A 16,419-nucleotide genomic window follows, 5' to 3' on the forward strand; every position below is an offset into this window, starting at 1 on the left:
TGCCCCGCGGCGCAGCGGCGGCCGTCCGGCTTCCGCGCGCCTGTGCACGCTCGGCCGCCTGCGGCGGACTGGGGAGGGTCACTGGCCGGAGCGCGTCCCCAGCACCAGGACGCCGTCGATGGACGCCTGCCAGGTCGAGCCCCGTTGCGCGAACACCACGCCGTCGGTCGCGAGGATGCGCACCCCGGACACGGCACGCGCACCCGAGATCGATCGCGGACCCGCCGGTGCCGATGTGGAATCGGCGGGTCCGCCGATCGGCTGGGTGAGCACGTGGGGCTCCTCGGCCGACGTCAGGATCGCGACGGCGTCCGAACCCACCCAGCTCAGCCCGAGCGCGGTGGAGGGGAACCGGCCGAGCTCATGCATCTCGCCCAGTCCGGTCGGCACGCCCTTGTCGTTCCTGATCACCGCGGCCACCACGATCCGCCGCTGCGAGCCCACGGTGACCAGCGCGGTGACCCGCGCACCGTCGGCCGAGACCCGCAGCGCGCTGATCTCCGACGCCCCGGGCCACGCCCGCTCGATCTTGTGCGGCACTGCGTCGGCGCCGATCGCCAGCAGCGCACCCGGGGTCCCGCGCGGGACCGTCCAGGTGTATTCCCAGGTGTCGAGGCTCGGGGCGATCAGCCCGGCCCTGGCGTCCAGCTCCGCGGTGTTGTCCGATGTGGCGAGATAGACGTGCCCGTCGTCGAGCATCATCGCGCCCGCGGACTCGTCCGCGGCGACGTCGATGGCGCGCAGCCGGGCGGCGTTCTTGTTCACCTGCGCGCTCAGGTCACCCACGGGCACGATCTGATCGCCCACGGCGGTGCCGAACCCGTCCTTCGTGAGCACCAGAGTCCCTGCATCCGGCGCCGGCTGCTCCACCTGCACGGTGCTGGCATCCAGCGGCCGCTGATCCACGGTGAAACGCACCTCGGCGACGCCGAGCGGAGCGAGGGTGGCTTCGAGCTGGGTGCGCATCCGCGCCAGGGTCGTCGCGTCCAGATCCAGCGCGGATCGGGTCAGATCGACCTCGGCCACCTGGGACTGGTCGATCACGACGGCGCCGCGGGCCAGGCTGACCTCGTCCGTGAACGCATTGCGCACGCCGGGTGCCAGCCACGGCGCCGGTGCTCCCGACACCACCTGCTGCGTCAGGGTCGTCGCCGTGGACCGGCCGCGCGGGTACCAGCGCGCATCGGGGACCAGATGCGTCCAGGACGGGTCGAAGTACTGCAGCGAGTACGAGCGGAACACCAGCGGGAAGTTGGCGGCGTCGAGCACGATGCCGTCCGGCGCCTGCGAGATGCGCCACTCGCCACCCTTCTTGCGCGTCAGATGGAACGTGAGCGGCGCGGTGCTGCCGGTGTCGGGCGCGTACGCTCCCGTGGCGTCGACGTTCGCCACCTGCGAGAGCTGCACGCTCACATCGGCACTGGTCGCGTCCTTGTCATCGACATCGCCCACCGCGGTGATCGACCGAGACTCGCTCGAGGTGTCGATCGTGACGCCGACGGCCGGCGACCACTCGTCGCTCATCTTCGGGGTGAGGTACTCCCTGGCGATGCCCCAGTTGTCGAGAGGCGTGATGCCGGCATCGAGGAAGCCCTCCACGATGTCCTGCGGACCGGCGCCCTCCGCGGGACGCGCGGCGAACTCGGTGAAGGGAGGAGCATCGTTCTTCTCGCCCAGCGCGAGTCCGGCCGAGACCGGTCCGGTGGTCGGCAGTCCGGTGCAGGACGCCAGCAGCAGCATCGCGGCCGCGACCGGCCCCGCTGCGAGTGCACGCATCCGTGTCATCGGTCGCCCCCTTCGGCATCCGCCGTCGGGATCGGCTGCGTCAGCGCACCGATCTCGGACAGCGTCTCCTGCGGTTCGAGAGGAACGGGGCTCGGCCCGCTCAGCTCCCCCGGATGCCGCGGGACGGTGAGGACGAAGTTCGTCCCGACCCCGAGCTCCGACCACACCTCGAGAGTTCCGCCGTGCAGCCGCGCGTCACCGAGCGCGATCGAGAGACCGAGTCCGGTGCCCCCGATCGTGCGCTTGCGCGAGGGGTCGGCACGCCAGAAGCGGTCGAACACCCGCTGTGCGTCCTCCGGCCGCATCCCCAGCCCGAAGTCGCGCACGCCGGCGGCGACGGCATGCTGATTGCTGTCGACCGTGACGACGATCGGCCGGCCCTCGCCGTGCTCGATGGCGTTGCCCACCAGATTGCGCAGCACCCGGCGCACGCGACGCGGATCCATGTCGACCGGGGAGTATCCGCCCGGCGCCACCAGCCTGAGCTCTACGCCGTGCTGCTCGGCGAGCGGGCGCATCTGGTCGACGATCTCCTCGGCGACCTGTGCGAGGCCCGTCGCCTCCACCTCGAGCTGCACCGAGCCGGCGTCGTATCTGCTGATCTCGAGCAGGTCGGCCAGCAGCGTGTCGAAGCGCTGCACCTGAGTGTGCAGCAGTTCGGCGGTGCGGGCGGTGGTCGGCTCGAAATCGCCCTTCTGGTCGTTGATCATGTCGGCCGCCAGGCGGATGGTGGTCAGAGGTGTGCGGAGCTCGTGCGAGACGTCGGACACGAATCGCTGCTGCACCAGCGAGAGCTCCCCGAGCTCCTTGATCTGCGCCTCGATGCTGTCCGCCATCGCGTTGAACGAGCGCGCCAGCACCGCCAGTTCGTCCTCACCGCGCACCGGCAGCCGCACGCCGAGATCACCGGCGGCCAGCCGGGCACTGGTCTCGGACGCCTCGACGATCGGCAGCGACACCGCGCGCAGCACCAGCCACGAGATCGCCGCGACGATGGCGACCAGCGCGATGCCCGCGAGCCACAGCGTGCGCTGCACGAACAGCAGCGTCTCGTCGGAGTCGCTCAGGTCGTAGGCGATGTAGAGCTCGTACACCGCCTTGCCCGGCACCAGCAGCTGCTGTCCGACGACGATCCCCGGGGGCGAGCTCCCCTCGGTCGCGGGCACCGCGATCGACTGCCAGAACTGCTGCCGGTCTCCCTTGTCGGCCACCCGGTTGCGCAGGCCCTCGCTGAGCATGTCGACCGAGAGTCCTCCGGCGCGGAACTCGGGCGGGATGAACCCGCCGTTGACCGTCTCGATCGGAGACGCCGTGATGATGTCGGATGCTGCGGCGCGGGCCAGGTCGGTCTGCACCGAGCGCCACAACGCCTGCAGCGCCGCGCGGTCGTCGTCGACGTTGCTGTTGTCCAGCGTTGTCTGCGCCTGGGCGACGGCACGCTGCGCCTTCGCGAGTGCGTCGTCCTTGCGCGACTCGAACAGATCGTTCTGGATCACCAGCGCCATCGCGACGCAGGTGATGAAGATCGCCAGCGAGGTCAGCAGCAGCGTGACGGCGATCGTGCGGAACCGCATCGATCGGCGCCACAGGCTCACCACCGAACGCGGCCAGCTCCTCCAGTCGCGCCATGACGCGACCGGAGCGGGCGTCACGCTCGTCGCCGTCATCGCAGGGTCCTCAGCCGGCGCTCCCGGCCCGATACCCCACGCCCCGCACCGTCATCACGATCTTCGGGTTGTCGGGGTCGAGCTCGACCTTGGCGCGCAGTCGCTGCACGTGCACGTTGACCAGACGGGTGTCGGCCTTGTAGTGATAGCCCCAGACCTGCTCGAGCAGCATCTCGCGGGAGAACACCTGCTGCGGCTTCGAGGCGAGCGCGACGAGAAGCTGGAACTCGAGCGGTGTGAGCGAGATCGGAGTGGTTCCGCGGCGCACCTCGTGACCGTCCACATCGACGACGAGATCGCCGACGCGCAGCACCTCTGTGGTCGCCTGCGGGGTCGGCCGCAGGCGGGTTCGGATGCGGGCGACCAGCTCTTTGGGGTTGAACGGCTTGACCATGTAGTCGTCCGCTCCCACCTCGAGTCCGCGCACGACGTCGGCCGTGTCGCTGCGCGCGGTGAGCATGATGATCGGCACGCCGGACTCGGCGCGGATGCGGCTGCAGATCTCGATTCCGTCCATGCCCGGCAGCATCAGGTCGAGCAGCACGAGATCCGGGCGCTGGCTGCGCCACTGCTCGACCGCTTTCGCCCCGTCAGCGCAGAACAGCGGCTCGAAGCCTTCCGTGCGCAGCACGATGCCGATCATCTCGGCAAGCGCCGTGTCATCGTCGACCACGAGGATGCGTGACGTCATATCCGCCCAGCCTCAACAATCTTTGTCCGCTACGTGCGGCTTCCGAGGCCCCTACCCCGGCATGACCGCACCTCCGCACAGCTTACTGAATCCTGCCCTGTGCGTCCTGGACGCGCCTCCACGCCGCGTCGCGCGCGTCTCCCGAGCACGCGCCGGACCCCGTCGAAGGCGACGCGGAGCCTCGCGATCGGCGCCGCCCTGCGCGCATGTGCCACGATGGGACGGCACGCTGTAGAGCTGCGCGGGAGGGGAAGCGAGTGAGCGGTCAGGGCTGGACACCGGCACCGAGACGAGGGGCGATCCCGCTGCATCCGATGACCTTCGGGATGCTGCTCGGACGGGCCTTCGCGGCGCTGCGACACAATCCGAAGGTGCTGTTCGGATTCGCCGTCGTGGTGCAGGTGCTGAGCCTGCTCATCGTTCTGATCGTGCTCGGGGCGATCATCACCGCCAGCGTGCTGCGGCTGCAGACCGTGCAGCCCGGTTCGGATGACGCGCTCACGATCCAGGCGGGCACCGTCGGCCTCAGCATCGTCTTCGGCATCCTCGCAGTGCTCCTCTCCGCCGCGGTCGCCGTCGTGCTGCAGGGGATCGTCGCCGCCGACGTCGCACTCGCCGCGCTCTCGCGCCAGGGCACGCTGCGCGCACTCTGGAAGCGGATGGCGCCCTCGTTCTGGCGGCTCCTGCTGTACGCAGTGCTGCAGGGTCTCGCCATCGGCGCCGCCTTCGCGCTCATCGGCTTCGCCATCTTCGCCGTTGCGGCGGGTGCGGGGCTGGCCGGCACCGATGCCACCGCGCTCACGATCATCCTGACCATCGCACTCGGCATCGCCTGCATCCCGCTGTTCGTCTGGCTCTCCACGAAGCTGCTGCTGGTCCCCAGCATCCTGGTGCTGGAGCGGGCGACGCTGCGCACCGCGCTGGCGCGTTCGTGGCGGCTCACCCGCGGGCGGTTCTGGGTGGCCTTCGGCGTCGTCTTCCTGATCTCGCTGATCATGGGCGTCGCCGCCAACGTGGTGTCCGTGCCCGGCACCCTCATCACGTCGATCGTCATGGGCATCGTGGCGCCCACCGGCGACCCCGGCGTCGGGCAGATCGTCGTGATGGTGCTGGCGGTCCTGGTGCCGCAGCTCCTGGTCTTCGCCGTCCAGGCGATCGGGCAGGTCGTGCAGTGCACGGGTGCGACACTCGTGTACATCGACTCCCGGATGCGCTACGAGGGACTCGATCAGACACTGATCGCGTACCAGGAGCGAAGTGCGGCCGGCTGGTCGGAGGAGCAGCTCGGCGACCCCTACGCGGTGGATCCGTCCCGCGCCGTGACGAAGGAGAAGCCGCAGGCGCCCGCGTACGCGCCCCCGCAGTACAGCTATGCAGCGCAGGGCCCGCAGCCCACGGCTCCGTACGGTTACGTGCAGCCCCAGCAGGCTCCCTCCCCTGCCGCTCCCTACGGGTACGGGCAGCCGCAGGCACCGGCGTATCCGCCGTACTACCAGCCCGCGCCTCCGCAGCCTGCGCCCGCTCCCGCACCGCCGGTCCAGCCGGCACCGCCCGCCCCCGCACCGCCGACGGCCGTCCCGCCGCCGCCGTCCGACAGCCCCTGGGCTCCCCCGAGCGGCGGCGCATGATTCTGCCGCTCGTGAGCACCGATGTCTACGTCCCCGACGGGGACGAGGCTCGACGCTGGGCGCAGGAGGAGCTCTCCAAGCAGATCTACGAGGCGGCGAAGCCGAGCTGGTTCGACCGGATGTCCAGGGCGATCCTGGAATTCCTCGCCGGCCTGTTCAACCCCGAGGGCTCCGGCGCGATCGCGCCCTTCGCCGGCGTCCTGATCGCGGTGGTCATCGTCGCCGCGCTCGTGGTCGCGCTGATCCTCTGGGGTCGCCCTCGGGCATCCCGCACCGTGCGCCGGGGCGCCCGGCTGCTCGGCGAGGCCGACGACAGGACCGCCGCCCAGCTGCGCGCCGATGCGGAGTGCGCGGCCCGAGACGGCGACTGGGATGCCGCGGTCACGCTGCGCTTCCGGGGGCTCGCCCGCGGTCTCATCGAACGCGATCTGATCGATCCCGCCCCGGGCGCGACCGCGCAGGCGATCTCGCGTGACGCCGGCGCGACGCTCCCCGCCGAGCGCGCCGCGCTGCACGACGCCGCCTCCTCCTTCGACAGGGTGCGATACCTGCGGGTGCCCGCCGATGAGGCGGATTACCGCGCGATCGCCGCGACCGACGAGCGCCTCACCGCCCTGCACCCCGAGGCGGTGCCGGCATGACGCTGCTCGAAGACGGCTCCAGTACCGCTGAGCTCGAGGAATCCACCGCCGCACCTCGCCCGCGCGGGCGCTGGCGTCGGTGGGTCGGATGGCTCGTCGTCGCGCTGATGGTGATCGGCGGCACGGCGATCGCGGCGCGGCTGGTGACGACGCCGCCCGCGGTCGGCGCCATGCTCGATCCGGAGGGTCCGGGCGACGTCGGCGCCCGCGCGCTGGCCGAGATTCTGCGACAGCAGGGCATCGACGTCACGGTGGTGCGCTCCTATGCCGAGGTGCGCAGCCACCTCGACGACGGCGCCACACTCGCGATGGCCGACCCCCTGTACCTCACCGACGAGACGGTGCAGGCGTTGGTCGCAGATGCCCCGCGCACCGTCCTGCTCTCCGGCAGCGCGCGTATGCTTCGGCTGTTCCGGCTGGGAGAATCTGCCGTCGGCGAGTCTGGCCCGGTCACGGCGGCCTGCGACCTCCCCGAGTTCGCCAGGGTGGGCACGATCCTGCCGGGCCGGATGTTCTCGCCGTCCGTGAACACGACCGGGTGCTTCACAGACCAGGACGAGAACGCGGCTGTGCTCGTCGACTACTCCTCGTCGCAACGCATCTCACTCGTGGACGGCACCGTGCTGTTCACCAACGACCGTCTCGCGCAGAACGGCAACGCCGCACTCGGCCTCGCGCTGCTCGGCCAGACCGGACACGTGGTCTGGTACGTGCCGTCCTCCGGCGACAGCGACATCACCGGCGAGGCGCAGGAGTCCCTCGGCTCGCTGACGCCCGGCTGGGTCACGCCCGCCATCCTCATGCTGCTGCTGGCCGGCCTCGCCGCGGCCCTCTGGCGCGGGCGCCGGTTCGGGCCGCTCGTGGCCGAGACGCTCCCGGTGACGGTGCGCGCCTCCGAGACGATGCACGGTCGCGCCCGGCTCACCGCGAAGGCGGCGGACGCCCCGCACGCCGCAGAGGCGATCCGCGAGGGCACCGTGCGGAGGCTGGCGCAGCGTCTCGCCCTGGGCGACCGCGTCTCGGCGCATGAGGTCGCCGACGCCGCATCCGACCGGCTGCGCATCCCGCGCGGCTCCCTGCAGGATCTGCTCGGCGGTCCCCCGCCGGCCGACGACCAGCAGCTCGTCGACCTGGCCCGCCGCCTCGCCGAGTTGGAGGACGCGGTGGACGCCGCGCTGCATCCCCACGTCCGCACCCCGAACCCCGACGACCCATCGCGATCCGGAAGGAACACCAGTGACCGAGGAGAACACCGTGCCTGATCAGAACACTGTGCCCGGCCAGAACAGCGTGCCTGGCCAGAACACCGTGCCCGGCCAGAGCACCGTGGCGCCGGATGACGCCGCTCTGCGCCAGGCCATGCACCGCGTGCGACTCGAGGTCGACAAGGCCGTGATCGGCCAGGCCGGCACCGTGACCGGACTGCTGGTCGCCCTGCTCGCGCGCGGCCACGTGCTGCTCGAGGGCGTGCCCGGCGTCGCGAAGACGCTCGTGGTGCGCTCCTTCGCTCGCGCCGTGGGGCTGGACACCAAGCGGGTGCAGTTCACCCCCGACCTGATGCCCGGCGACGTGACCGGCTCCCTGGTCTACGACGCGCGCACCGGCGAGTTCGAATTCCGGCCGGGCCCCGTGTTCACCAGCATCCTGCTCGCCGACGAGATCAACCGCACCCCGCCGAAGACCCAGGCCGCGCTACTGGAGGCGATGGAGGAGCGCCAGGTGTCGGCCGACGGCGTCAGCCGGCCACTGCCGGATCCGTTCCTGGTCGCCGCGACCCAGAACCCGGTCGAGCACGAGGGCACCTACACCCTGCCGGAGGCTCAGCTGGACCGCTTCCTGATGAAGCTGGTCGTCGGGATGCCCGAGCGCGACGCCGAGGTCTCGGTGCTGCGCCTGCACGCGGACGGCTTCTCGCCGCGTCTGCTCAGCGGTGTCGAGGCCGCCATCTCCGCGGAGGAGATCCGCGCCGCGCAGGAGGCCGCCGCCCGCGTACAGGTCACCGACGAGGTGCTGGGCTACGTGGTCGATCTCGCCCGAGCCACCCGCCAGTCGCCCTCGGTCGAGCTCGGCGCCAGCCCTCGCGCAGCCACGGCGCTGCTCGCCGCGGCCAAGGCCTGGGCCTGGCTGAACGCCTCCGCCGCGGTCACTCCCGACCACGTGCAGACCATGCTCATGCCGGTCTGGCGGCACCGCCTGCAGCTGCGCCCCGATGCGCAGATGGAGGGTGTGACGCCCGACGCCGTGCTGGGCTCGGTGGTGCAGCAGACCCGCGTCCCGATCTGATCGGCGGAGGAGAGCCCGTGTTCTTCACCGGACGATTCGCCGTCCTCGTCGGGTTCGGCGTCATCCCGATCGTGCTGCTGAGCGCGACCGGCACGCCGGCGTGGCCGGTGTTCGGCCTGTGGATCGCCCTCTGCGTCCTGCTGATCTCGCTCGACGTGCTGCTCGCAGCGAGCGCGCGACAGGTGATCGTCACACGTCGCGTGCCGGAGCGGGCGCGGATGGGCGAGCCTATCGCCGCGAGTGTCGCCCTGCAGAACACCGGACGACGCACCCTGCACGCGCTGGTCCGGGATGCCTGGCAGCCGACCGCCGGCGCCCCCACCGAGCGCGCCCGCCTGGTCGTGCCGCCAGGAGAGCGGCGTCGTGCGGCGGTGCCGCTGCTGCCGCGCCGCCGCGGCGAGCTCGTCAGCGAGTTCGTCGTCATCCGGTCCCGCGGACCACTCGGCCTCGGCGGTCGTCAGGCGAGGCACGACGTGCGCGGCGCGATCCGGGTGCTGCCCGCATTCGCCTCGCGCAAGCATCTGCCCTCCCGTCTGGCCCGGTTGCGCGAGCTGGACGGCAACACGTCGATCCAGGTCCGCGGCCAGGGCACCGAGTTCGACTCGCTGCGCGAGTACGTTCGCGGCGACGACGTGCGCTCGATCGACTGGCGTGCCACCGCGCGCGCGGGCACCACCATGCTGCGCACCTGGCGCCCTGAGCGCGATCGGCACGTCGTGATCCTGATCGACACCGGCCGCACCGCAGCGGCCCGCGTCGGCGACGGCACCAGGCTCGATGCCTCGCTCGAGGCCGCCCTGCTGCTGGCGGCACTCGCGAACCGCGCCGGCGACCATGTGCATCTGCTGATGTACGACCGGATCGCCAGGGCACGGGTCACCGGCGTCGACGGCGCGCCCCTGCTGCCGGCGCTCAGCGACGCGATGGCCCCGGTGCACGCGCAGTTGATCGACACCGACTGGCCGAGCGCGTTCGCGGCGATCCGCTCGATGACCACGCGCCCCTCCCTGATCGTCGTCCTCACCGCGCAGGATGCCGCAGAATCGGCGCGCGGGTTCCTCGGCGCGTTCCCGCAGGCGTCCCGCGCGACGACCGTGCTGGTCGGTTCGACGACCGACGACGGCATCGCCCGGCTGGCGCGGCAGCGCGACTCCCGCGCCGAGGTCTATCTCGCCGCCGCGGCGGAGCGCACGTTGCGCGACGCGGAGAACGTGGCGGATGCTGTTCGCCGCGCCGGCGGCGAGGCGATCGCCGCCGACCCGGAGGCACTGCCCCCTCGCATCGCGGACCGTTACCTCGAGCTGAAGGCCGCCGGCCGGCTCTGACCCCCGGCATCCGGCTCCGCAGCCGGCGGACCGAACATCGGATGCCGGACGGCACACCGGATCCGTCCGCCATCCGCGAGTGCAGACAGGGGAACGGCCCCTGCACCGTGCCGGGGCACGGTGCAGGGGCCGTTCAGAGCGGGACTCAGACCAGGTCGAAGCGGTCCAGCTCGGTGACCTTGCCCCAGGCTGCGGCGAAGTCGCGGACGAACTTCGCGTTCGCGTCATCCGAGGCGTACACCTCGGCCAGCGCGCGCAGCTCGGAGTTCGAGCCGAACAGCAGGTCGACGCGGGTGCCGCGGCCGACCAGCTCGCCCGAGCCGTCCTTGCGGCCCTCGAAGGCGTGCGAGCCCGGGTCCAGCGGCGTCCAGGTGGTGCCGAGGTCGAGCAGGTTCACGAACACGTCGTTCGACAGCACGCCGGGACGCGAGGTGAACACGCCGTACTCCGAACCGTCCCAGTTCGCGCCGAGGGCGCGCAGGCCTCCGACGAGCACGGTCGTCTCGGGCGCGGTCAGCGTGAGCAGGCTCGCCCTGTCCAGCAGGTGGAACTCGGCGGGCTGCTCAGCGAGCGGACCCTGGTAGTTGCGGAAGCCGTCGGCAACCGGCTCCAGGTAGCTGAACGACTCGACGTCGGTCTGCTCCTGGGTGGCGTCCGTGCGTCCGGGGTGGAACGGCACGGTGACCTCGACGCCGCCCTGGCGCGCGGCCTGCTCGACGGCCGCGTTTCCGGCGAGAACGATCAGGTCGGCCAGCGAGACCTGCTTGCCGCCGGTCTGTGCTGCGTTGAAGGATGCCTGGATGCCCTCGAGCACGCCGAGCACCTTCTGCAGGCGCGCCGGGTTGTTGGCCTCCCAGTCCTTCTGCGGGGCGAGGCGGATGCGGGCACCGTTGACGCCACCGCGCTTGTCGCTGCCGCGGAAGGTCGATGCCGCGGCCCAGGTGGTCGCGACCAGCTCGGAGACGGTCAGCTCGCTGTCGAGCACCTGCTGCTTCAGCGCCGCGGCATCCGCATCGTCGATCAGCTCGTGATCGACCGCCGGGACGACGTCCTGCCAGATCAGCTTCTCCTCGGGCACCTCGGCGCCCAGGTAGCGGGCCAGCGGGCCCATGTCACGGTGGGTGAGCTTGAACCAGGCGCGCGCGAAGGCGTCGGCGAACGCGTCGGGGTCGTCACGGAACTTCGCCGAGATCGGACCGTAGATCGGGTCGTAGCGCAGCGAGAGGTCGGTGGTCAGCATGCGCGGCTCGCGACGACCGTCCGAGTGGGCGAGCGGAACCATGTCGGCGCCGGCGCCGTTCTTCGGACGCCACTGCTGCGCACCGGCCGGGCTCTCGAACTTCTCCCACTCGTACGCGTACAGGATGTGGAAGAACTCGTTGTCCCAACGGGTGGGGTGGTAGGTCCAGGTGACCTCGAGGCCGGAGCCGATCTGGTCGTCGCCCTTGCCGGTGCCGAAGGACCCCTTCCACCCCAGGCCCTGCTGCTCGATGGGAGCGTCCTCGGGATCCGGGCCGACGTTGCTGTCGGGCGCTGCGCCGTGCGTCTTGCCGAAGGTGTGGCCGCCGGCGATCAGCGCGACGGTCTCCTCGTCGTTCATCGCCATGCGGGCGAAGGTCTCGCGAATGTCGATCGCGGCGAGCAGCGGGTCGGGGTTGCCGTCCGGGCCCTCCGGGTTGACGTAGATGAGGCCCATCTGGGTGGCCGCGAGCGGCTTGTCCAGGTCGCGCTCACCGGTGTAGCGCTTGTTGGCGAGCCACTCCGCCTCGGGGCCCCAGAAGATCTCCTCGTCGGGCTCCCAGACATCCACGCGTCCGCCGGCGAAGCCGAAGGTCTTGAAGCCCATCGTCTCGAGCGCGACGTTGCCGGCGAGGATCATCAGGTCGCCCCATGAGATCGACTGGCCGTACTTCTTCTTGACGGGCCAGAGCAGGCGGCGGGCCTTGTCGAGATTGACGTTGTCGGGCCAGCTGTTCAGCGGAGCGAAGCGCTGCTGGCCGGTTCCGCCACCGCCGCGGCCGTCGGTCACGCGGTAGGTGCCCGCGCTGTGCCACGCCATGCGGATGATGAGCGGGCCGTAGTTGCCGAAGTCCGCCGGCCACCAGTCCTGCGAGGTGGTCAGCGTTGCGGCGATGTCGGCCTTGACGGCATCGAGGTCGAGAGCCTCGAATGCGGCCTTGTAGTCGAAGTCGCCCTCGAGCGGGTTCCGCTTCTCATTGTTCTTCGCCAGCACCTTGATGTTCAGCTGGTTCGGCCACCACTGGCGGTTTCCTGCGCCGCCCGCGGCACCCTTCGGCTGGTGGATCACCGGGCAGCCGTCGGCGGCGGCTTCGGTCTGAGTCACGTCAGTCATTGCTTTCCTTCTTCGTGTGCGGTCGTGGTTGGTTCAGTCGCGGTCCAGCACGCAACGGGAGCACAGCCCCCAGTACGTCACTTCGGCCGAGGAGATGGTGAAGCCTCGGTCGTCCGAGGGCGTGAGGCACGGTGCGGAGCCGATGGCGCAGTCGACGTCCTCGACGGCGCCGCAGCCTGTGCACACCAGATGATGATGGTTGTCGTCGACCCGCAGCTCGAAGAGCATCGGGTGCCCGGCGGGTTCGATGCGGCGCACCAGACCCGCCGCGGCGAAGTCGCCGAGCGCGTTGTAGACGGACTGCATGCTGGTCGAGTCGACGTGCAGTCGCACCTTCTCGTGCACCTCGTCGGCACTGGCATGCGGGTGGTCGCGGAGCGCGTCGTACACGGCTCGACGAGAATCGGTGATCCGAAGGCCCGCGCCACGGATCGCGATGTCGGCGGCGGCGAGGGGGACGGACATGCTCCACAGTTTAGCTGTTTTGATTGATTCAAGAAAGGGGCGATCCGGCGGGCGTGTCGCCCGGCGGCGTGTCCCGGCTGTGCATTCGCTGAGAGTGCGGAATCATGTGAAAGTCCGGCAACCGCCGTGGCTTCCACAAGGTAAGGACAGAGAAAATGACTGATTCCCCGTCCCCGGCGACTCCCACGCTCGGCGCGAAACTCGCCGCAGAGGGCTTCGGAACGTTCCTCCTGGTCTTCGGCGGCGTCGGCACCGCAGTGTTCGCCTCGAACCTGTACACCGACCCCTCGCCCAACGCCGGGGTCTACCTCCCGGTGGCCCTGGCGTTCGGCCTCACGGTGCTCGTCGGCGCCTACGCCTTCGGCCCCATCTCCGGCGGTCACTTCAACCCCGCCGTCACGCTCGGCGTCGCCGCGGCCGGTCGCATCCCCTGGCGGGATGTCGTGCCGTACATCATCACGCAGATCGTCGGCGGCGCCATCGCCTCCACGTTCCTCGTGCTGATCGGCATGTTCGGCCCCGAGGGCTGGCTCGCCGGCGCGCAGGACGCCGGTTTCGCCAGCAACGGCTGGGACGAGCACTCCCCCGGCGGGTTCGGGCTTCCGGCCGCGATCATCATCGAGATCATCCTCACCGGAGTCTTCGTCCTGGTGATCCTCGGCACCACGCACCCCCAGCGCGGCACGAAGCTCGCCGGACTCGCGATCGGCCTGTCGCTGACCCTCATCCACCTGATCTCGATCCCGGTGGACAACACCTCGGTCAACCCGGCCCGCTCGATCGCCGCGGCGATCTACGGCGGCGTCGGCCCGCTCGGCCAGCTGTGGGTGTTCCTGGTGTTCCCCATCGTCGGCGCTCTGCTGGCGGGCTTCGCCTACAAGGCCCTGTTCGACGCCACGCAGAAGATCTGATCCGCACGGATCATCGAGGGGTCGGCGCATCGCGCCGGCCCCTTCTTCGTGCCGGCTGCGGTCAGCCGGCGACCAGGCGCGGGGTTCCCGCCTCGTACTCGACCAGGTCGCCGGTCTCGCCTCGGCGGACCGCACGACCACCCACCACGAGCATGTAGACCAGGAAGACGCCGAGCGCCGCGGCGCCGATGCCGAGCTTGACCGGCCAGGGCAGACCCCAGCCGGTGACGAAACCCTCCACGAGCCCCGATAGGAAGAGCGCGAAGATCAGGCCGATCGCCACCGTGGCGAGCGACCGCCCCTCGGTCGCGAGCGCCTCGGCGCGCGTACGCCGCCCTGGGGCGACCCAGGCCCAGAAGATGTGCAGCCCGGCGGCGCCGGCCACGAAGATGCACGTCATCTCCAGCATCCCGTGCGGAAGGATGTACAGCACCATCACGTCGAGCCGGCCGTGCGCGGCCATCACCGCGGCGGCGATGCCGATGCTCACCGCGTTCTGCACCATCATGTACAGCGGCCAGATGCCGGTGATCCCGAAGAGCACGCACTGCAGCGCGATCCAGGCATTGTTGGTCCACACCATCCCGGCGAACTCCGCCGCCGGATTCTCGGTGTAGTAGCCGGTGAAGTCCTCCTCGGCGTACTGCTTGAGCAGATCCGGAGGGCCGAGCGTCGCCACCAGCGCCGGATCGGATGCCGCCCACGCGGCCACAACGGCGGCGATGAGAACGAACCCGACCGCGATGACGAGCGTCGTCCACCGCACCCGGTACAGTGCTGCGGGCAACTGGGATCCGAAGAACCTGCTCACCTGCGCGAGCACGCCGTCGGATGCCCCGGTCAGGCGCAATCTGCCGGCGCCGAGCACGGTGGACAGGTAGGCGCTCTGCGGCGACTCCCCCACCGACGTCTTCAGCTCGGCGAGATCGGCCGACGCCGCGCGGTAACGCACGATCAGCTCGTCGACCCCCGCGCCGTCCAGATGACGGGTGCGGCTCAGCCGGTCGAGGGCGTCCCACTCCTGGCGGCGCGCATCGGCGAGGGCATCGGCATCCACCTGATTTACTGTACTCATGTCCCTGCCGATCGACGCGTCCGAGGAGATCCTGTCCGGCGAAGCGGTCGCCATCGACGCACAGCCGATCGGCTTCATCCTGCGTGCAGCTGGTGCGATCATCGACATGCTGATCGGCTTCGCCGTGTACCTCGCCTTCGTCTTCCTCGGCATCTGGCTCGGCGAGATCGGGGTGTTCGACGATGCGACCGCGCGCATCTACCAGGTCGCCGCGATCGTGATCAGCTTCCTGGTGCTGCCGGTCACCGTCGAGGTCGCGATGCGCGGGAGGAGCCTCGGCAAGCTGGCGGTCGGCGGCCGCATCGTGCGGGTCGACGGTGGCGCGATCGGGTTCCGCCACTCCTTCATCCGCGGCCTGCTCGGCGTCCTCGAGGTGTACATGACGCTCGGCAGCGTCGCGATCATCACCGGCGCGCTCACACCGCGGTCGCAGCGCCTCGGAGACCTGGTCGCAGGCACCTACAGTCAGCGCGTGCGCGTGCCTGCGCTGGTGACCCTCCCGCCGATGCTTCCGCAGGGGATGTCGGAATGGGCGCGCGTCGCAGACGTCGCGAAGCTGCCGGATCGGCTCGCGCGGCGCATCTCCCAGTTCCTCTCCAGCGCGGCGATGCTCAGCCCTGCGGCCCGCGTGCGCCTCGCGGACGAACTCGCGGCGGAGGCGGCGCCGTTCGTCTCGCCGATCCCGCCCGTCCCCTCGGAGACTCTGCTGGTCGCGATCACCGCCGTGCGTCGCACCCGGGAGACGCGCGCACTCGCGCTCGCCGATGACCGCGCCGAGCGACTCACCGGACGGCGCGTGCGGGTCTGACCCACCGCTGCGGGCCCGGTCAGGCGCGCAGCGCCTCGTGCCGAACGACGAGCCACCCGGCAGGCACGGAGAGCCGGTCGGAGTGCGGCCCGCACAGGTCGTGCGCATGCGGATGCCCTGCGGGCCCGAGCGGTCCGAGCGCGGCCATCTGGTCGCCGTAGTCGTACGTCAGGGTCGCGACCGCTTCGCGCGCGCAGCCCACCTTCGAGCACAGTCGTCCGTCCATCTCCCTCAGGCTACGCGTGCGCGACGCGCTACCCGGGGACGCCGCGCGGTGAGCTGGAGTCTCAGCGGCCTCGCTCCCGCACGGCACCCCGCGGATAGACTTGCCCCCATGCCCCGTCGCCGCTCATCCCGTGCCGCCGTCGCCCGCGGCGCCCGGCACGGCAGGCACGGACGCCTCGGACGCAGCGAGGTCGTCCGGCCGCCGCTGCCGCCGCTCGACGGACGCATAGACCGGTTCGACCTCACCGTCGGCACCGCGGTCGAGTTCCTGCGCGGAACCTGGCCGGAGCTGCGCGACGTGAGGTTCGAGATCGCCGCGATGCCGCTGCACGATCGTCCGGATCGTGTGCCCCGCTGGCGGATCGATCACCAGCAGCAGCGCATCTCGCTGTACCGGGTGCCGATCGAGCGGCTGCTGCCCAAGGGGCACGACGACGCCTATCACCGGCGCTATGCGATCGAGAGCGCGGTGTTCCACGCAGCCGCGGAGTACATCGGCCGGGAGCCCTGGGAACTCGGCCGGGAGGACTGACCGGACCGGGCGTCAGGGATCGACCAGGCG

15 protein-coding genes are annotated in these 16,419 nt (G+C 70.9%); 8 read left to right on the forward strand and 7 right to left on the reverse strand.

Annotation, left to right across the window (positions count from 1 at the left end; genetic code table 11):
• Window positions 1–78: 78 nt before the first annotated feature.
• Genes ACFVAE_RS04885 through mtrA form a run of 3 tightly spaced genes read right to left on the reverse strand, consistent with a single transcriptional unit; the run spans window position 79 to window position 4,143 of the window.
• Window positions 79–1,785, reverse strand: a complete 1,707-nt coding sequence (locus ACFVAE_RS04885) for an LpqB family beta-propeller domain-containing protein (RefSeq protein WP_378888548.1) — start codon at window positions 1,783–1,785, stop codon at window positions 79–81.
• Entirely contained in the window at window positions 1,782–3,452 is a 1,671-nt protein-coding gene (gene mtrB / locus ACFVAE_RS04890; RefSeq protein ID WP_378888551.1) for an MtrAB system histidine kinase MtrB, read from the reverse strand. The genes ACFVAE_RS04885 and mtrB overlap by 4 nt, the downstream gene beginning before the upstream one ends.
• Window positions 3,453–3,462: 10 nt before the next feature.
• On the reverse strand, window positions 3,463–4,143 hold the full coding sequence (gene mtrA / locus ACFVAE_RS04895) for an MtrAB system response regulator MtrA (protein ID WP_236124155.1): 681 nt from the start codon (window positions 4,141–4,143) through the stop codon (window positions 3,463–3,465).
• A 257-nt stretch (window positions 4,144–4,400) separates the two neighbouring features.
• Between mtrA and ACFVAE_RS04900 the strand changes: the two genes are divergently transcribed.
• The 5 genes from ACFVAE_RS04900 (at window position 4,401) to ACFVAE_RS04920 (ending at window position 10,020) form a co-directional block, all read left to right on the forward strand.
• Complete coding sequence (locus ACFVAE_RS04900) at window positions 4,401–5,771, forward strand: hypothetical protein (protein ID WP_378888554.1); 1,371 nt, start codon at window positions 4,401–4,403, stop codon at window positions 5,769–5,771.
• Window positions 5,772–5,782: 11 nt separating this feature from the next.
• Entirely contained in the window at window positions 5,783–6,412 is a 630-nt protein-coding gene (locus ACFVAE_RS04905) for a DUF4129 domain-containing protein (protein ID WP_378888556.1), read from the forward strand.
• Window positions 6,409–7,674, forward strand: a complete 1,266-nt coding sequence (locus ACFVAE_RS04910; protein ID WP_378888558.1) for a DUF4350 domain-containing protein — start codon at window positions 6,409–6,411, stop codon at window positions 7,672–7,674. The genes ACFVAE_RS04905 and ACFVAE_RS04910 overlap by 4 nt, the downstream gene beginning before the upstream one ends.
• Before the next feature lie 97 nt (window positions 7,675–7,771).
• Window positions 7,772–8,695: an AAA family ATPase gene (locus tag ACFVAE_RS04915; protein ID WP_378890489.1), complete on the forward strand. Its 924-nt coding sequence runs from the start codon at window positions 7,772–7,774 to the stop codon at window positions 8,693–8,695.
• Window positions 8,696–8,712: 17 nt separating this feature from the next.
• Complete coding sequence (locus ACFVAE_RS04920; RefSeq protein ID WP_378888561.1) at window positions 8,713–10,020, forward strand: DUF58 domain-containing protein; 1,308 nt, start codon at window positions 8,713–8,715, stop codon at window positions 10,018–10,020.
• Between the two features lie 145 nt (window positions 10,021–10,165).
• Here the strand turns inward: ACFVAE_RS04920 and katG are convergent, their stop codons facing one another.
• Both katG and ACFVAE_RS04930 read right to left on the reverse strand, forming a co-directional pair.
• Entirely contained in the window at window positions 10,166–12,373 is a 2,208-nt protein-coding gene (gene katG, locus ACFVAE_RS04925) for a catalase/peroxidase HPI (RefSeq protein ID WP_378888563.1), read from the reverse strand.
• A 33-nt stretch (window positions 12,374–12,406) separates the two neighbouring features.
• On the reverse strand, window positions 12,407–12,838 hold the full coding sequence (locus ACFVAE_RS04930; RefSeq protein ID WP_378888566.1) for a Fur family transcriptional regulator: 432 nt from the start codon (window positions 12,836–12,838) through the stop codon (window positions 12,407–12,409).
• Window positions 12,839–12,993: 155 nt separating this feature from the next.
• On the opposite strand from ACFVAE_RS04930, the gene aqpZ reads away from it, so the two are divergent.
• Window positions 12,994–13,749 carry an aquaporin Z gene (gene aqpZ / locus ACFVAE_RS04935; protein ID WP_378888568.1) on the forward strand — a complete coding sequence of 252 codons (756 nt, stop codon included), beginning with the start codon at window positions 12,994–12,996 and terminating at the stop codon, window positions 13,747–13,749.
• 61 nt (window positions 13,750–13,810) lie between these two features.
• Here aqpZ and ACFVAE_RS04940 read toward each other — a convergent pair whose 3' ends face one another.
• Entirely contained in the window at window positions 13,811–14,806 is a 996-nt protein-coding gene (locus tag ACFVAE_RS04940; protein WP_378888571.1) for a stage II sporulation protein M, read from the reverse strand.
• A gap of 16 nt (window positions 14,807–14,822) precedes the next feature.
• On the opposite strand from ACFVAE_RS04940, the gene ACFVAE_RS04945 reads away from it, so the two are divergent.
• The gene (locus ACFVAE_RS04945) at window positions 14,823–15,632 is read left to right on the forward strand and encodes an RDD family protein (RefSeq protein WP_378888574.1); all 810 of its coding nucleotides are present in this window, start codon (window positions 14,823–14,825) and stop codon (window positions 15,630–15,632) included.
• A 19-nt stretch (window positions 15,633–15,651) separates the two neighbouring features.
• Here the strand turns inward: ACFVAE_RS04945 and ACFVAE_RS04950 are convergent, their stop codons facing one another.
• Window positions 15,652–15,858, reverse strand: coding sequence for a DUF3499 family protein (locus ACFVAE_RS04950; protein ID WP_378888576.1), 207 nt, complete (start codon window positions 15,856–15,858; stop codon window positions 15,652–15,654).
• A 108-nt stretch (window positions 15,859–15,966) separates the two neighbouring features.
• Between ACFVAE_RS04950 and ACFVAE_RS04955 the strand changes: the two genes are divergently transcribed.
• Window positions 15,967–16,389 (forward strand): hypothetical protein, encoded by a 423-nt coding sequence (locus ACFVAE_RS04955; protein ID WP_378888578.1) that lies wholly within the window; start codon window positions 15,967–15,969, stop codon window positions 16,387–16,389.
• Window positions 16,390–16,419 lie beyond the last annotated feature (30 nt).

The organism is Microbacterium sp. NPDC057659, from assembly GCF_042799915.1.
GTDB lineage: Bacteria > Actinomycetota > Actinomycetes > Actinomycetales > Microbacteriaceae > Microbacterium.

Bases quoted from the DNA above. Each gene is read 5' to 3' on its own strand.
- ACFVAE_RS04885 (WP_378888548.1), bottom strand. From the start codon at position 1,785: ATGACACGGATGCGTGCACTCGCAGCGGGGCCGGTCGCGGCCGCGATG.
- mtrB (WP_378888551.1), bottom strand. From the start codon at position 3,452: ATGACGGCGACGAGCGTGACGCCCGCTCCGGTCGCGTCATGGCGCGAC.
- mtrA (WP_236124155.1), bottom strand. From the start codon at position 4,143: ATGACGTCACGCATCCTCGTGGTCGACGATGACACGGCGCTTGCCGAG.
- ACFVAE_RS04910 (WP_378888558.1), top strand. From the start codon at position 6,409: ATGACGCTGCTCGAAGACGGCTCCAGTACCGCTGAGCTCGAGGAATCC.
- ACFVAE_RS04915 (WP_378890489.1), top strand. From the start codon at position 7,772: ATGCACCGCGTGCGACTCGAGGTCGACAAGGCCGTGATCGGCCAGGCC.
- katG (WP_378888563.1), bottom strand. From the start codon at position 12,373: ATGACTGACGTGACTCAGACCGAAGCCGCCGCCGACGGCTGCCCGGTG.
- ACFVAE_RS04930 (WP_378888566.1), bottom strand. From the start codon at position 12,838: ATGTCCGTCCCCCTCGCCGCCGCCGACATCGCGATCCGTGGCGCGGGC.
- aqpZ (WP_378888568.1), top strand. From the start codon at position 12,994: ATGACTGATTCCCCGTCCCCGGCGACTCCCACGCTCGGCGCGAAACTC.
- ACFVAE_RS04945 (WP_378888574.1), top strand. From the start codon at position 14,823: ATGTCCCTGCCGATCGACGCGTCCGAGGAGATCCTGTCCGGCGAAGCG.
- ACFVAE_RS04950 (WP_378888576.1), bottom strand. From the start codon at position 15,858: ATGGACGGACGACTGTGCTCGAAGGTGGGCTGCGCGCGCGAAGCGGTC.
- ACFVAE_RS04955 (WP_378888578.1), top strand. From the start codon at position 15,967: ATGCCCCGTCGCCGCTCATCCCGTGCCGCCGTCGCCCGCGGCGCCCGG.